16 protein-coding genes are annotated in these 14,896 nt (G+C 53.7%); 5 read left to right on the forward strand and 11 right to left on the reverse strand.

The annotated features are described in order from the left end of the window. Positions 1 to 14: 14 nt before the first annotated feature. From HO274_RS06505 to HO274_RS06535, 7 genes are all read right to left on the reverse strand, one after another. Entirely contained in the window at positions 15 to 563 is a 549-nt protein-coding gene (locus HO274_RS06505) for a c-type cytochrome (protein WP_031597847.1), read from the reverse strand. Then, complete coding sequence (locus HO274_RS06510; RefSeq protein WP_273117841.1) at positions 560 to 1,090, reverse strand: DUF3341 domain-containing protein; 531 nt, start codon at positions 1,088 to 1,090, stop codon at positions 560 to 562. Before HO274_RS06510 ends, HO274_RS06505 begins: the two co-directional genes overlap by 4 nt. Continuing rightward, positions 1,087 to 2,550, reverse strand: coding sequence for an NrfD/PsrC family molybdoenzyme membrane anchor subunit (gene nrfD, locus HO274_RS06515; protein WP_082783147.1), 1,464 nt, complete (start codon positions 2,548 to 2,550; stop codon positions 1,087 to 1,089). Before nrfD ends, HO274_RS06510 begins: the two co-directional genes overlap by 4 nt. Before the next feature lie 44 nt (positions 2,551 to 2,594). Next, on the reverse strand, positions 2,595 to 3,443 hold the full coding sequence (locus tag HO274_RS06520; RefSeq protein WP_031597844.1) for a 4Fe-4S dicluster domain-containing protein: 849 nt from the start codon (positions 3,441 to 3,443) through the stop codon (positions 2,595 to 2,597). 1 nt (position 3,444) lies between these two features. After that, positions 3,445 to 5,652, reverse strand: coding sequence for a molybdopterin-dependent oxidoreductase (locus HO274_RS06525; protein WP_031597843.1), 2,208 nt, complete (start codon positions 5,650 to 5,652; stop codon positions 3,445 to 3,447). Positions 5,653 to 5,679: 27 nt separating this feature from the next. Beyond that, positions 5,680 to 6,294, reverse strand: coding sequence for a cytochrome c3 family protein (locus HO274_RS06530; protein WP_082783148.1), 615 nt, complete (start codon positions 6,292 to 6,294; stop codon positions 5,680 to 5,682). A gap of 289 nt (positions 6,295 to 6,583) precedes the next feature. Next, positions 6,584 to 6,889 carry a hypothetical protein gene (locus HO274_RS06535; protein ID WP_062187829.1) on the reverse strand — a complete coding sequence of 102 codons (306 nt, stop codon included), beginning with the start codon at positions 6,887 to 6,889 and terminating at the stop codon, positions 6,584 to 6,586. Positions 6,890 to 7,311: 422 nt separating this feature from the next. On the opposite strand from HO274_RS06535, the gene HO274_RS06540 reads away from it, so the two are divergent. The 5 genes from HO274_RS06540 to HO274_RS06560 all read left to right on the forward strand — a co-directional run bounded on the left by HO274_RS06540 (position 7,312) and on the right by HO274_RS06560 (position 10,265). Beyond that, positions 7,312 to 8,052 carry a c-type cytochrome gene (locus HO274_RS06540; protein ID WP_051862461.1) on the forward strand — a complete coding sequence of 247 codons (741 nt, stop codon included), beginning with the start codon at positions 7,312 to 7,314 and terminating at the stop codon, positions 8,050 to 8,052. Between the two features lie 92 nt (positions 8,053 to 8,144). Next, positions 8,145 to 8,723: a c-type cytochrome gene (locus HO274_RS06545; protein ID WP_035417607.1), complete on the forward strand. Its 579-nt coding sequence runs from the start codon at positions 8,145 to 8,147 to the stop codon at positions 8,721 to 8,723. 2 nt (positions 8,724 to 8,725) lie between these two features. Next, the gene (locus HO274_RS06550; protein WP_051862459.1) at positions 8,726 to 9,235 is read left to right on the forward strand and encodes a cbb3-type cytochrome c oxidase subunit I; all 510 of its coding nucleotides are present in this window, start codon (positions 8,726 to 8,728) and stop codon (positions 9,233 to 9,235) included. 6 nt (positions 9,236 to 9,241) lie between these two features. Further along, positions 9,242 to 9,757 carry a TlpA family protein disulfide reductase gene (locus HO274_RS06555; protein ID WP_051862456.1) on the forward strand — a complete coding sequence of 172 codons (516 nt, stop codon included), beginning with the start codon at positions 9,242 to 9,244 and terminating at the stop codon, positions 9,755 to 9,757. Positions 9,758 to 9,797: 40 nt separating this feature from the next. After that, positions 9,798 to 10,265: a hypothetical protein gene (locus HO274_RS06560; protein ID WP_273117863.1), complete on the forward strand. Its 468-nt coding sequence runs from the start codon at positions 9,798 to 9,800 to the stop codon at positions 10,263 to 10,265. Between the two features lie 10 nt (positions 10,266 to 10,275). On the opposite strand, the gene HO274_RS06565 is transcribed toward HO274_RS06560, so the two are convergent. The 4 genes from HO274_RS06565 to HO274_RS06580 form a co-directional block, all read right to left on the reverse strand. After that, on the reverse strand, positions 10,276 to 10,476 hold the full coding sequence (locus HO274_RS06565) for a hypothetical protein (protein ID WP_031597835.1): 201 nt from the start codon (positions 10,474 to 10,476) through the stop codon (positions 10,276 to 10,278). Next, complete coding sequence (locus HO274_RS06570; RefSeq protein ID WP_273117866.1) at positions 10,473 to 11,945, reverse strand: hypothetical protein; 1,473 nt, start codon at positions 11,943 to 11,945, stop codon at positions 10,473 to 10,475. Before HO274_RS06570 ends, HO274_RS06565 begins: the two co-directional genes overlap by 4 nt. Before the next feature lie 51 nt (positions 11,946 to 11,996). Further along, entirely contained in the window at positions 11,997 to 12,617 is a 621-nt protein-coding gene (locus HO274_RS06575) for a c-type cytochrome (RefSeq protein ID WP_197456372.1), read from the reverse strand. A 107-nt stretch (positions 12,618 to 12,724) separates the two neighbouring features. Further along, the gene (locus tag HO274_RS06580) at positions 12,725 to 14,878 is read right to left on the reverse strand and encodes a UvrD-helicase domain-containing protein (RefSeq protein ID WP_031597832.1); all 2,154 of its coding nucleotides are present in this window, start codon (positions 14,876 to 14,878) and stop codon (positions 12,725 to 12,727) included. Positions 14,879 to 14,896: the final 18 nt, after the last annotated feature.

Genomic DNA, 14,896 nt, shown 5'->3' on the forward strand with positions numbered 1-14,896 from the left:
GCGGCTCCTTATGATTATTTATTTTCGGTGGTGGTCATGTCGCGTTTTTTGGCGGTAGGGTCAGTCAGCAGACCATGTCGCACATAATTCACCACATCCCAGCGCTCGGAAGGTGACATATCATTCCCGTAGGAAGGCATGAGTGCCCCACCAAAGGTGATATGTCCCCAGATATAGCCCTCGGGAACTTCTTTTTGAACTCGGGGGGCCGTGAGGTCAAAGGGGCGTACAATCAGTTTCTCGCCCACCAGACCATCTCCGGTGCCCGAATCTCCATGACAGGGCACACAGTAGATCTTGAACATCTCGCGCCCAAAGGCCACCGACTTTTCAGTGGGGGGATTGGGGTTGGCCAAGGTCATGGCTGCATCCCCGTCATGCACATAAGGCGTAGTGGGTGTTCCTGTCATCGGCACGGAATTTTCCGGGAAAGGTCGCACGGCATCCGGACCTTCCTGGGGTTTGACGCTGATCTGATTGGCCATGTCCTTGCTCCACGGCCAAGCCATGGCGAGGGAGGGAACCAGGGCCAGAACGGGTATCCAGCGAGTAAGGGATTTCATCGTGCTTGGTCTCCCATGATTTCGAGAGGCTTGTGACGCCCCAGAATTTCGTTGATTTGCGGAATGCTTTGCGGGTCGGCCTTCACCAGGATACCAATCTTGTCTTCGGACACACTGGCGTTATAGAGCGGGCTCCGGTTACCCGGCAGTTTCATGGCCACGAAGGTAGCCAAAACCGTCATGAGCACCCCGGACAAAATGAACAGTTCATAGGTCAGCACCATGTCCGGGGGAAGGGGAACCACAGGTCGCCCACCCCGTATCTGATAAATAAAACTGGCCTGGGCAGAGGCGATCAACACCAGCCCGGTGGTGGGCCCCAGCAGGACCCCCAGCAGGGTAAACCACTGGATATAGACGGGACGTGGACCCAGCAACTCACTCAGTTCGGGATGATCGATGGGGGACTTGACCACCACATCCTCCATCCTGAAGCCCGACACACCCGATGACTTGAGTTCCCTGATCGCATTGGCCGCTTCATCCATGTCAGCGTACAGTGCCAGAGTATGAGATTTTTTCATCATGCTTGCCCTCCCTTCATTTCTGGCAGCAGACCGGCTTCATGAACCTCCACCTGCGTCGCATGAGCCTTTTCTTCCATGTTTTGTTCGTGCACCATTTCCTTGACTTCATACATGGACACGCTGGGGAAAATCTTGCAGTACAACATAAAGAGCATGGTGAACCAGCCAAAACTCCCGGCCACGATGCCCCACTGTACCCAACTGGGCCACCAGCCCGCCGTCCATGTCCATGGATAGTGGGATTTCGCAAAGGTAGGCGTAATGATCTGGAAACGTTCCAGCCACATCCCTACATTGAGGATCAATGAAATGATCAGCAAAGTCGTATAGTTGTGACGTACGAAACGGATCAACAGAGTGAAGGGCATCACCATGGCACAGAAAATCATTCCCCAGAACTGCAGGGCATAGTCCCCAGTGGCACGGTAAACCAGATCCGCCTTGGCCACTTCATCGCTGCCATACCAGGTGGTGGCATACTCGATCAGATCCAGATAGGTCCAAACCATGGCAATGGCAAAGGTCATCTTGATCAATTTGTTGAGAATGGGCTGGGTCATGTAGGCTTCGAAACGGAACACATAACGCAGGACGATGAACAGGGTGATGATGCCAGAACATCCTGAATACAGCGCACCCAGCACGAAGTAGGGGGGGAAGGACGTCACATGCCAGCCAGGGTTTTGGGACACGGCAAAGTCGGTGGACACGATGGAGTGCACGGAAACTGCCAGCGGCATCAAAAAGCAGGCCATGGTCATGTAAGCCACCTTGAAATTGGCCCACTGGCGGTCAGTTCCTTGCCAACCCATGGAGAGAAAGCGGTAAAGTGCCCGCCGTGCCCCCCGAGCATTGTCACGACAGATCGCCAGATCAGGAATCATCCCCATATAGAGGAACAGAAGTGACGAAGTCAGGTAGGTTCCGATGGCTGTGGCATCCCAGACCAGCGGCGAGGTGAAGTTAGGCCAGGTCCAGCGTTCGTTGGGGTAGGCCACCACATAGTAAAACTGCCAGAGCCGTCCCATGTGCACCAACACGAACAGGGCTGCGGTGAGCAAGGTAAAGGTGGTCATGGCTTCCGAATAACGGTAGATCGGTTTTCGCCAGTCCGCATGGATGATATGAAGCAGAGCGGACAGCAAGGTGCCGGAGTGGCCCATCCCGATCCAGAAAATGAAGGTGGCAATGTACAACCCCCATACCTGCGGGTTGTTCAAATCCGATACCCCCATTCCGTTTTGATACTGATAAACCTCACAGTAAACGCCAAAGGAGAACAGGGCTAGGGCGGAAAAGAAAATTACCCAGAAAACGGGGCGCGGCTTTTCCAGACTTCTCAGTACATCTTTGTTGATCTTGGCCCAGGTAACGTCTGCCCCCAGATCCTTCTGCTTGGGAACGAACTTTCTTTCAACTTGCACATCCATCTGGGGACGGCTAGGAACACTATGACTCATGGTTTTTTCCCTGAATGTTGGTATTCGTGAACGCGCGGGTCAACTCAAGCCTCAAGATTACGTACGCGCTCGAGATACACGATGGACGGATAGGTATTCAAATCTTCCAGAATCCGGTAACCGCGAATCCCTTCCTCGGACTTTTCCTGAACGTTCTTGGACAGATCTACCTGCTGATTTTTCCATGTTCTGGCCACCTTGGACTTTTTATCGGACAGGTTTCCAAAAGTAATGGCCGAGGTAGGACAGGCTTGTGCGCAGGCTGTGAGCACTTCACCATCGGCCAGGATACGTCCTTCGGTTTTGGCCTTGTCCATCCCGGCACGCAACCGTTGCATGCAGAACGTACACTTCTCCATGACCCCCTTGCTCCGTACCGTCACGTCCGGATTCAATTGCAGTTCCAGCGGATTGGGCCAGGCTCGATCAGGGTAATTCCACCAGTTGAAGTAACGGACCTTGTAGGGACAGTTGGCCGAACAATAGCGGGATCCCACGCACCGGTTATACACCTGGGTATTGAGACCATCCGGTGAATGGTGTGTGGCGCCCACGGGGCAGACGGGTTCACAAGGGGCCGCCTCACATTGCTGGCAGAGCATGGGCAGGTATTGTGCCCCGTGATCGGGGAATTCGGATTGCATGGCCTCCCCTTCCCCCCAGTAACGCTCGATGCGAATCCAGTGCATGGCTTGGCCCTTGCCGAAGCGTTCCTTCCCCACCACAGGTAAATTATTTTCCGCATAACACGCCACGGTACAGGCGTTACACCCAATACAGGCATCCAGATCGATGACCATGGCCCACTTGTAGGGAGCATCATCGTACTGACCTTCATAGGGACGACGGGTCCGAAACGAGTTCCAGTTCTGAATCAGATTACTCAGTGACATGCTAGATCTCCTTGGACAATTTGGCTTGGTCAGCAGACAGGGTGGCTACAAGTTTTTGTCCGTTCTGGAGTGTAGTGGGACCCTCATCCTTCACGACCATTTGATGTTCGCCTGTCTTTCTCAAGGCCACGCGCGTGGCGTGCATGGCCAGTTCCCCGGTATGACCATCGAAAATCGGATCAAGAATCTTGTAGGGATTCACACCGACCCCCGTGGCAAACCGTCCGAGTTGGGTATGTCCTTGCCCCAGGGGCATGGATACCGTATCCGGCTGGATGCCGGGAAACAGATAGGCCTTGGCGCGCACGGATCCGGTGGCAGACTGAATTTGCAGGATGTCTCCTTCCTTGATCTGCATGGCCTCTGCAGTTTTAGGATGAATCTCGACCCAACTGTCCCAGACCACCGTGGTCATGGTTTCCGGAGACTCCTGCAGCCAGGGCAAGTAGGCATGACGTCCGTCCCGCATATCCGCACGGATGGAGGGAACAAAGTAAAAAGGATAATCCGTGGTCAATTCTGCCGGCTTCGGCATGGTCAGGGCCGGTAACTTGGCCTCCAGAGTCGTGGGTTTTCCGTCCCACTTGACAAGACCATTGCGCAAAGCGTCTTCCCAGAAATGATCATCGCTGTCACTGACCTTGAAAACCGGTTTGGCCTTGACCATGGCGGTTTTGAGATAACTGTAATAGTCAGGGAACGCTGCATAGGCCTCGGGTTTGCGTTTTTTCAGTACCTCCAGAAGGATATCGCCATACCCTTTGGACTCGGGATAGAGTTTTTCCATCAAGGGTTGCTGAAGCATCACCTCCACGCCATTCGGCTGATATTCGGCCACATGGGTACCAAAATCTTCCAGTGCGGACAGCAAGGGGAGAATCAGATCACATTGTCCCGCCGTTTCATCCATATGCGTCACAAAAGCCACTTTGAAAGGGACCTTACTCATGGATTCTGCAAAGGGCAGATGGGAGGGTGCCGTGAATACCGGATTGGTACCGTAAATCAACAGGGCCTGGGTTTGTCCTGCGGCCATTTTTTGATTCAACTCGGCCAATGCCTGGTAACTTCCCAAGGTGGGCGTCAGTTGGGGGAAAGGATGTTCGGACTGTCCCTCCATCGTTTTACCCCGATTGCCCAGAATCACGTTGAGCAGTTGTACGGCGGCGGCATTGCTGAACCCATAGGAATGTCCTTCCACTGAAGGGCCGGCAATCACCAATGAAGGGGAATTGTTCCACAGTTGAGCCGCAATCAGTCGCACCGCATCGGAACCGATTCCCGTGATATCACTCACGGCATCCCGATCGTAATTTTTGACCAGATCGAGAACTTCCTGCGGAACTCCCCTGGAAAATTCTTCGTGCTGCAACAGGTCATGGGCAATGCCCAAAGCCAGAATCCCTTCGGTCCCTGGTTTGATGGGATACCAACGATCTGCATTCCCTCCCGTCAAGGTCATGCGCGGCTCGATTTGAATCAAGGTACCGCGCGGTGCCTTACGGAACAGTGCGTACTGACGGGCCATGTAAACCGGCGAAATGCCGCTGCCCAGAAAATCATTGCCAAAGGAGAGAATCAAGCGCGCCTCGTGGATATTCCAGAGAGGCTGCTCTGCGCCCAGAATGGCCTTGGTGGCGGCTCTCCCCGTGGCAGTGGAAAGCGCATCGTAGGTCACATGATGGGTGGAATCAAAAGTTTCCAAGAAGTTTTCCAGAAGCACCCGTTGGTGCCCACTGACCCTATCCGTCAGAAAAGCAATCTGTTCGCCCTTCAAAGAACTGTTCGGTCCCAGACGTTGTTCCAGAATCTGGTGAGCCTTCTCCCAGGATACGGGGATCAACCCTCCTTCTCCCTGATACATGGGCGTACGCAGCCGATCCGGGTTGTAGTGGGCTTGCACACCTGCCTGTCCCAGTCCACAGATCTTTCCGCCGCTGATTCCGGACTCAGGATTTCCTTCCAGTTTAAGAACCCGTCCTTCGCGAACCTTACCCATGATTCCACAGCCTGAACCACACTGGGCACAGGTTGAAGCATAAAAAACTCCGATGCCGGGCACCACAAAGTCCTGGGGATGAACGTATGACATGACCTCTTCTACGCCTGACTCGATAGAAGTATGACCACATCCTGCCAGCGTGGCAGCCGCTCCACTGATTCCCAATACCTTGAGAAAATCTCGGCGATCCAAATTACTCGTTGTCATTTCATCGTCTCCTGTTTGGTCGCCGTTTTATTTATGACAGAGCCAGCAATCGTTGGGACCATGACTGGTCACCGTGCTCCCCGCCTTTTCCAAATGATCTTTTTGGTGACAACTGACACACCACCCCATGGACAAGGCTTTAACCCGCCGCGCCGTGGTCATGGAAGCGATATCGCCATGGCAGTACCCACAGACTTCACGAACCGGTCGTTTTTCCTGGAAGTAAAAACGTTGAATATGGCGCTCATGGTTGAAACGAACGAAATCAGGCAAGTCATGCACCTTTTTCCAGGGAATGGGCTGCTTGTTTTCCCAATATTCAAACAGTTTCTTGATGCGCGGACGATCCTTGACGCCTTCAATCAAATTGTGACACCCCATGCATTTGTCGAGACGGGGAATCCCGGATACATTGCTGCGCCGCGCATAGGTATGACAGTACATGCAGTTGATCTGCATGCGTCCGGCATGGGTATTGTGTGGAAACTCGATGGGTTGCTCCACCACCGGGCCCAGGGCATCATACCCGTCACTGGTTTGTGAACCGATGGGGCCCCCCTGAACAAAAGGCTCCGCAAAAACCTGCGCACTCCCGATCCAGAACAGCACGATCCAGAGAAAAATTCTTTTTCCGTAATTCATTCAATAATCCTGCCCAGAAAAAACTCACCCGCGACATCGCCCCAACTGACGAAGATCTTGACGGTCAATCCCTTATTGACATCCACGCACCCACTTGAAATCCGAAAACGACACCCTCCCTGCTACCACCCGCGGAGGAATGCCGGAACTGTCAAGAAGTCGGTACGCACACGCATCCCAAACCAAAACAAAAGGGTCAGAAAAAATGCTCTTCCCCCAAGTTCGGATCGGAAACAGAAACGAAAAGGTGCCTTTGGCACCTTTTCGAATACGACTTGGAACTATTGAGTTATTTGGGTTTTGCGACGAAGCCGTTGCAATAACAGGTCGGGCAAATTTCATCGTCCCCGGGGTAAAGCTTACACCCGTGCACGGCACCTGGATCGGTAGGCTTGTCCTTGTTAGGGATGAAGTTCATGCAACGGTTGCACTGCTTTTCCCCGTTGGGATGTTCCTGGAAATGCAAGGCTGTGCGCACTGCGGTGTTCTTCTTTGCGAAGGCCGAAGTGGTAAAGCCAGCCATCGGCGCTGCCACGATAGCGATGGTGCCCATCTTGAGCAACTGACGGCGTGAGTGTTTAATACCATTTTCCATGTTGTAACCCCTCCAGATCGATTAAATAGTTTTTAGGTCATACCAACAAAAAACATATTTTTATTGTAATGCGACAATTCATGGCCGAAAGAAAAACACCTTACTTCGACTGACCATGTGCCTAGCGTAGCGCCCCTGAAACCGACTGTCAAGTGGGTCTATTCTTTCACCTTTTTCAGCCATCTCTGAGACTTCGGCAAGCAGGTCTCAAAAATCTGTTGCGAAGCCTGTTTTGCCCATGATATAGTCCGCTACGATGCGACGTGGAAACGCTGGCAGCGCAAGATTTTGCGGTGAAACCAACGAACCATGCTGTGTTTGGGAATCTTTGTAGCCCGTTCAATTAAAAAAGCAGTACGGGTTCATGGACAGTAGGTCCTGTCTGCTGTCCTGTCATTCAATGTCATTCTGGAGGGGGGTAAATGCGTAAGTCATTCACTAAGATCACATCCGGGCTGGCTGTGGCCGCGGCTCTGGTGAGCATGACGGCTCTGGCTGAAGAAGAAGGGGTCATGAACGGCGACCCGGCCAACGGCAAAAAGATCTTCACGGAAGGGAAAGGCGCCGCTCCGGCGTGCATGACCTGCCATGGAGCCACAGGATGGGGAATGGAAGCCATGGGGGCACCCCGTCTCAACAATCTCGGGTTTCCTTATATCGTCAAGCAATTGACGGATCTGGCTGAAGGCCGGAGAACCCCATCGGGTGCAGGGGCAGTTATGCCCCTGTTTGCACAACAACTTACCCCCCAGGATCGGCGGGATGTTTCGGCTTACGTCAATTCCCTTCCTCTTGATCCGAAAGACTTGTCGGACATGCAGGCCATCAAGGATGGGGGGCAACCCATTGGAACCCGTTACAAGGGAGAAATCCTGGTCAAATTTGGCGTAAGCGGCAAGGTTTCGGCCTGCATGTCTTGCCATGGGTACAATGGGCGCGGTGCCGCTCCTGTTTTTCCAGTCATCGGGGAACAAAAGTACACTTATCTGGTCAATCAGTTGCATAACTGGCGGGATGAAAGTCGCACCAACGATCCCTACGGCATGATGCGCGCCATTGCCAAAAAGTTGAGCGACGAGGACATTCTCGATGCCGCAACTTATCTGGCTACAGCACCTCGCACCACAGAAGGGAACACACGCGTCCCAAATACGACCCGGTAACGTCGGCTTAAGTCAGCGAAGCGGGGAAGTATGATCGAAACCCGCGTGCTTAGCGCGCGGGTTTTCCATTTTACCTGACAGGAAACTGACTGATGAGATTCAACACGTTGAAGCTGGGCGAAAAGATTTTATTTGGCATCTTTGGAATTCTTGTGGTTTTTGCCGTGTCCAGTTTTGTGATGCTGGAAATTTATCGCTCCCACCTCAATCACCCCATGTACCCCAATACCACTCATTTTGACTTCACGCCAGAAGGCAAAGTGGGGTCCCAACTGTTTCGTGAAAAGGGATGCACCGACTGTCATCGTGCCCTGCGTAACGGAACCAATCACGGCGTGAGTCTGGACGGCATCGGCTCGCGACATACTCTGGATTACCTCGAATCGTTCTTGAAAAAACCCGAGTCCACCTATGAAACCAAAACCATCGACCACGGTCTGAACAAGCAGGCGGCGTATGTGGCTGCCTTACCGGATAATGAACTCCATTCCATAGCCATATTTTTATCGGAATTGAAAGCAACGCAAGGCTCCGCAGATGCCCGTCTGCCCATGCCGGAACGCTCCGGATTTGTGGATGAAATGGTCAAGGTTTGGGCGCCCAGTTCCTGGAAAACCGAATATCACGACCTGCGCGAAGACGCAGGTCAAAATCAGAAGGAGAAACCCTGAGCATGTCTTCCCCCGCCCCTTTCGATCAACGCATCAATGACCCGGAATACACAACCTTTACCCTGTTGTTTGTGTATGCCTGTATTACCTACGCCATTATTGGTTTTTCCTGGGGTGCCCTGATGGGGGGAATTCCTGCCTTTCGCATGTTTGTGGATTCGGCGCCCCATGGTCACCTCATTTTGCTGGCACACGGGCACATCAATCTGCTTGGCTGGGTTGAAATGGCGATTTTCGGTGCCATTTACTACTTTGTACCACGTCTGGTCAATCGCCCGATCTACAGTCTAAAACTGGTCAAGATCCATTTTTGGATGCACAACATCGGCCTGATGGGCATGGTGGTGCTGTTTTCCATAGCAGGCAGCATTGGAGGCTATGACCCCGGTCCGGAAATAGAAAAAACCGTTACCCATTTGATGGCTGGGGTGGGTTTCTTCGGAACCTTGGTTCTGCTTGCCAACATCATCTGGGGCTATAATATCTTCAAGACTGGTAAGCAAGGAGCCTGACTTCTCATGAAATCAAAACTGGGGTTTTCTCTTCTCATTCTCCTTTCCTTAGCCGTGGGGAGTTGCGGTCGACAGGGCTTGGGGCTGTCACTGGGTACCCAGGCCCCGCGACTGGCCACCAAGACTCTGGCCGATGTGGGTGGAGACCTCAGTCGCATGACCACCTATCGCCAGCCTGATCCGCGCATGTACCAATATTCACTGGACCAGGCACTGGCCACGGGCAAACCCATTCTGCTTGAATTTGCCACTCCCGGTCATTGTTCTGTCTGCGATCGGCAACTGCAGATCACCAAGGCCATGCTCGATAAATATCAGCCGAATGTACTGTTTCTGCACATGGATCAGTATGAAAACCCCGAAGCATTCAAAACCTATCGCGTGATGGGCGATCCTTGGACCTTCGTGATCGATGCGCATGGTATCGTTCGCTATCAAGAAGCGGGCCCCATGCTTTACCAAGAAATGGATGCGGCCATTCAAGCCGTTCTGCCCCATCCTCATCAGGCTTCCCTTCCCTAAGTCTGCCGATCCCTACCTTTGTCAGTCCCGTGAGATCCCTATGCTGCGCTCCTTTGAATTGAAAAAAGATCCTCGAGGCATGACTTGGGATCTGTTGCTTTACATTCCCACGGTTTCTGCTTTGGGGGCCTTTGCCGCCAATGCCTGGTACGGGGCAAACCCGAATCTTGCCTATTTGCTCCTGTTCATGGCCAGTTTCTTCCTGTTTGCAGGGGCCAATCGGGTGCTGAAGACTCGTCTGATGTGTCTTCCCTCCGCACCTGTTCGACTGGAAGCCGATCCCCAGGCTCCCTGTGTGCGTGTCCATCTAAAAAACGGAACGAAAATCGAACTACTCAAGGATATCCACGTATATCGTGATTATTCCGGTCGTTCTATTGGATTGACCGGACTAGATGCGGCAGGCAAACGTCTGCAATTTGTTTTTCACAAAGGACAGTTTTCTCTGGAAAGAGACTACCAATCCCTTCAGGATTTCTTTGCCAAGAAGAAGGCACCCCTTCCCTGAACCTCTGGAGCTAGCGGCGGCGACGCACCACATCCCAGGCCATGAATCCGATCACTATCGCGACTCCTGAGCAGGCCAGTCCCATGTAGTGATATTCCCTGTCCGCCGGAATCAAACCGCCCACCAGCATATGCACGGTGTAGGCGGTCAGAAATAGCGAACTCAGGGTCACCACCACGTAAACCAAGGCTTCTCGAGGACTGATTTTCATTTGATGGGATCTCCCGGAGCTGGAGGCGGAGGCTCATCGATGACCGGGGGCGGTGCCGCAGGAGCCAAGTTGGGCGTACGGATCTGCAAAACTACCCCTCCGGCTTGCAGGGAAAGGGTCTCCACTTCATTCCCCAACAGGGACAAGTTTTGTGTCAACCCCAGATTGGCCGGGGTTTTTGGTGCCATGATCAGATGGGTCAATCCTTTCATCATCACCAGTTGAGCAGCGGGATCCTTGGCAGCGGGAGGAAGGGGCAAGGCATCGCACCGACAAGCCAGCATGGTTCGTGCTGGCCATTGGCTCGCTACCCGTAAACGCGGATCCGGCAAATGACGGCTTTCCGCATCGGTACGATAGTGATCCACCGTCTGGGTGAGTGTCATTATCAGTTGATCCTGTTCGGTCAATTGGCGCATCTGTCCCAACTCAAACCAGGCACGATCATCCTGCATGCTGAGGGTGGAAATCAGAAAGACCCCCAGAAGAACCCAGCCCCGTTGAGCCAGAAAACCAATTTTTCCGGCACCCCATTCGAGCAGTGCAGGAATCCCTGCATAAAGTAGCGTGATCATGCCCAGCAAAGCAAAGGTGGCATCCCCATTCAGGGCTGACACCAGCACACCCCACCAGAGGCACCGTCCCAACAAGGTATTCCAGAGCATCTGCCGCTTTTGCCACCATACCCAAAGCAACAGGAGGAGGATTAAAATCCCCACGCTCCAATCAACCGCCGTTAGTTCAGGTTCAAAACCGGGAAAATGACGCCACAGGGGGGTCCAGTCGCGCAGTGGGTTCTGAAACCAGATGATACCGCTCCAACCCCAGCGCAGAAGAATCGAGATACCTGAAAAAATCGTCAATCCAATGAAGAAAGATTTTTTCTGCAAGGAATTCACCGGGTTTTTATGCCACTCCCAAGCCAGAAGCAGAGGGTAAACCAGCCCCACCGGATGCAGACTAACGGCAAAAGCCGTCAGTCCCAATTGCCCGAAATACAGTCCCCCCAGGGCGTGTGGTCGTTGCCGGTAGGAACGGTCCAGCCAGTATCCTCCCATGAACACGGCCAGTATCCCCAGTCCAGGGGAAAGGTGATCGATTTGCAACAGAGTGAGCGGCGTCAGCAGCCATAATCCCGTGGCCAACAGAGCCGCCTCGTCCTGTGCTTCCTGGGACTGCCAGCGGTATAACCCCCATGCCGTGAGCGCAGCCAGGGCGATCATCACCCCTTTGGCGGCCATGACCTGCCCTGGCCACAGGAATCCCAGGGGAAGCCAGAGAAGATCGCGAAAGTCCGGGACTCCCAGAGTCACAATGGAGTTGGCCACATGGTCGGCCACCGACCAATCCAGCAGCAATGCCTTGGCGGCTTCTTCCTCTATTCCATAGGGCCCTCGGTGCAGAACCAGAAATGTAGCCACAGCCCAGACCAAAAGGGCCAACATGCCCCACTGCCGAAAACCCAACATCCGTGAACTCCTTGAATCAAGCAACAACTCTGTTAAGTAAAAAGGTCAAAATCAATACACGCCCGCAGCGTAGTCCGAAAGAGCCTTGATTTCTTCATTGGTCAGGCGATGCGCAATGGTGCGCATCACGGCAGCAGGATCATTACTGCGCGTGCCCTCTTTGAAATGTTGCAACTGAAGTTCGGTATATTCCTGATACTGTCCTGAGAGACGGGGATAAGGCGCAGGGACCCCCGCGCCCGTGGGACCGTGACAACTGGAACATGCAGGGACGTCCCGATCTGCATCCCCACCCCGCCAAATTTTCTGTCCGATGGACACCAGTTTTGGATCATTGGCGCGGGTCAAATGGGGAGGTTGAATGGCATACCAAGCCGCCACATTGCGCATGTCCTCCGCACTGAGCATGGATACGATGCCGGCCATGATGGGATTATCCCGAGCGGGCGGAGCCCCATTCACCGATTTCATATCGTTCAACTGTTTAACCACATAATCCGGAATTTGTGCCGCCAGGTGGGGTTGGGTCGGGATCGGACTGACTCCATCCAGACCATGACAGGCATAGCAGATGGAACTCGCAATGACCTTGCCTTTTTCCGGATTACCCGGTTGTGCATAAGCGGGAAGAACCAGCAGACTCAGCAGGAGTCCAGTCATCCATTTATTCATGGTGTCATTTCCTTGAAATCACTCGCCAGAGAAGGATACGGGAAACTGATCGGCCCATTCTATCATGCGCCCCCGCCAAAAATTAAGCACCCGGTCAAATCTGCGACTCACAGGGAAGTCAGCCGGGCAAAAGCCAGCGCCAACCATTTCATTCCCACATCCCTGAAATTCACCTGAACTCGTCCCTCGTTACCCTGACCTTCCCGTGCCAAAACCACGCCCTCCCCAAATTTGTCGTGCCGAACCCGCTGTCCGATGTGAAACTTTCCGGTTTTGACGGATTCTGTGGGAGTAACCGAAGAACGCATGGGGTTGAGAGCCCTTGATCCAAAGGAAAGTTCAGGTCTTTTGCCGCGCGGATTCAAAATATGACAGAGGGATTCAGGGATTTCTTCAAGAAAACGGGAACGCACGCCGTAACGCATCTGCCCATGGAGCACGCGGCTCTGGGCATGAGTCAGATACAGTTGACTCCGGGCTCGGGTAAGGGCAACGTAGGCCAGACGGCGTTCTTCTTCCAGACCGCGGGTTTCCTGCAGGGCATTTTCATGGGGAAACAAACCATCCTCCAGTCCGGCCACGAATACCACTTCAAATTCCAGCCCCTTGGCCCCATGCACCGTCATCATCTGGATCGCCTCGCTCCCTGGCGCAGCTTCGTGCTCTCCGGCCTCCAGCGTGGCATGAGCCAAGAATGACAGAACATCCCCTGAACCTTCTTCCCGGGTAAATGCCATGGCAGCAGCCACCAATTCTTCCAGATTGGCGATCCGGTCGGCACCCTCCTTGTCCTGGCGATAATGCTCCAGAAGTCCGCTGACCTCCAGCACTGCCTCGATCACCCTGGGCAAGTCCTGCCCCTGATGAATCCGCTCCGCCAGTTGATCGATTCCCTGCAAAAAACGCTGTACGCCCTGTCCTGCCTTACCCGCCAAAGAACTGACACGCGTTGCCTGGAAGAGACTGGATCGAAGAGTCTGCGCTTCGACTTGAAGATTTTCCAGGGAGCGCGCCCCGATCCCCCGGGGTGGGAAATTAACCACACGCAAAAACGCAGCGTCATCCTCTGTCGAAACCGCCAGCCTCAAATAGGCCAAGGCATGACGAATTTCCTGGCGCTCGAAGAAACGCAACCCGCCATGCACCCGATAGGGCAAGTTAAGCGAAAACAAGGCCTGCTCGAGGGCACGGGACTGAGCATTGGATCGATACAGCAGTACCATGTCCGACAAGCGAATCCCTTGATCGCGCAACTGTATCACGGTATGCGCAATGAAACGGGCTTCATCTCCATCCGTTTCCCCTTCATAGACCCGGATCGGTTCTCCCTGTGCACCCTCCGTCCAGAGTGTCTTGCCAAAGCGCCCGGCGTTGTTTTGAATCAAGGCATTGGCTGCTTCCAGAATGGTCCCCTGAGAACGGTAATTCTGTTCCAGGCGCAGGACTCGGGTCACTCCATAATCCCGTTCAAAATGACGCATATTCTCGATTTCCGCGCCGCGAAAGGAATAGATGGACTGGTCATCATCCCCCACCGCAAATACCGTACTTGCCGGTCCACACAACAGGCGTAACCAGCGATACTGAAGCGGATTGGTATCCTGAAACTCATCGACCAGAAGGGTTTTGAAGCGTGCCTGGTAATGTTCGCGCAGTACAGGGTGGTGTTGCCATAATTCCACACAACGCAACAACAACTCGGCAAAGTCCACGGTTCCTTCTCGTTGACACTGTGCCTCGTAGGCCAGATAGGCCTCCTGCAAAGGCCGCTGTGCAGAATGGGAAACCACGGCATTCTCCGCGCGAATCCCCTGTTCCTTGTGCCCATTGACAAAGTGCTGCAACTGACGAGGGTTCACCCTCTCTTCGTCAAAATTCAGGGCTTTCATGACCCGTTTGAGCGCCGCCAACTGCTCCTGCCCATCGATGATCTGAAATTGAGGTGTCAACCCTGCGTCCAGGGCGTGCAGACGCAAAAAACGGTGGCACAATCCATGAAAAGTCCCCACCCAAAGAGAGCGAAGGGGCCAGTTCCCCATGGACGATATCCGTGTCATCATCTCGCGCGCTGCTTTGTTGGTAAAAGTGACCGCCAGCAACTCCTCGGGGCGATTCTTTCCCGTCGTCATCAACCAGGCCATCCGGGTGGTCAAAACCCGGGTCTTGCCACTCCCGGCTCCCGCCAGAATCAGGGCCGACCCCTGATCCCAGGTCACGGCTTCCCGTTGTTGCGGGTTCAATCCTTCCAGTAAATTTTCCATGGGTATCGTCATCGCCGC

It is taken from the genome of Ferrovum myxofaciens (assembly GCF_013181415.1).
GTDB classification, from domain to species: domain Bacteria; phylum Pseudomonadota; class Gammaproteobacteria; order Burkholderiales; family Ferrovaceae; genus Ferrovum; species Ferrovum myxofaciens.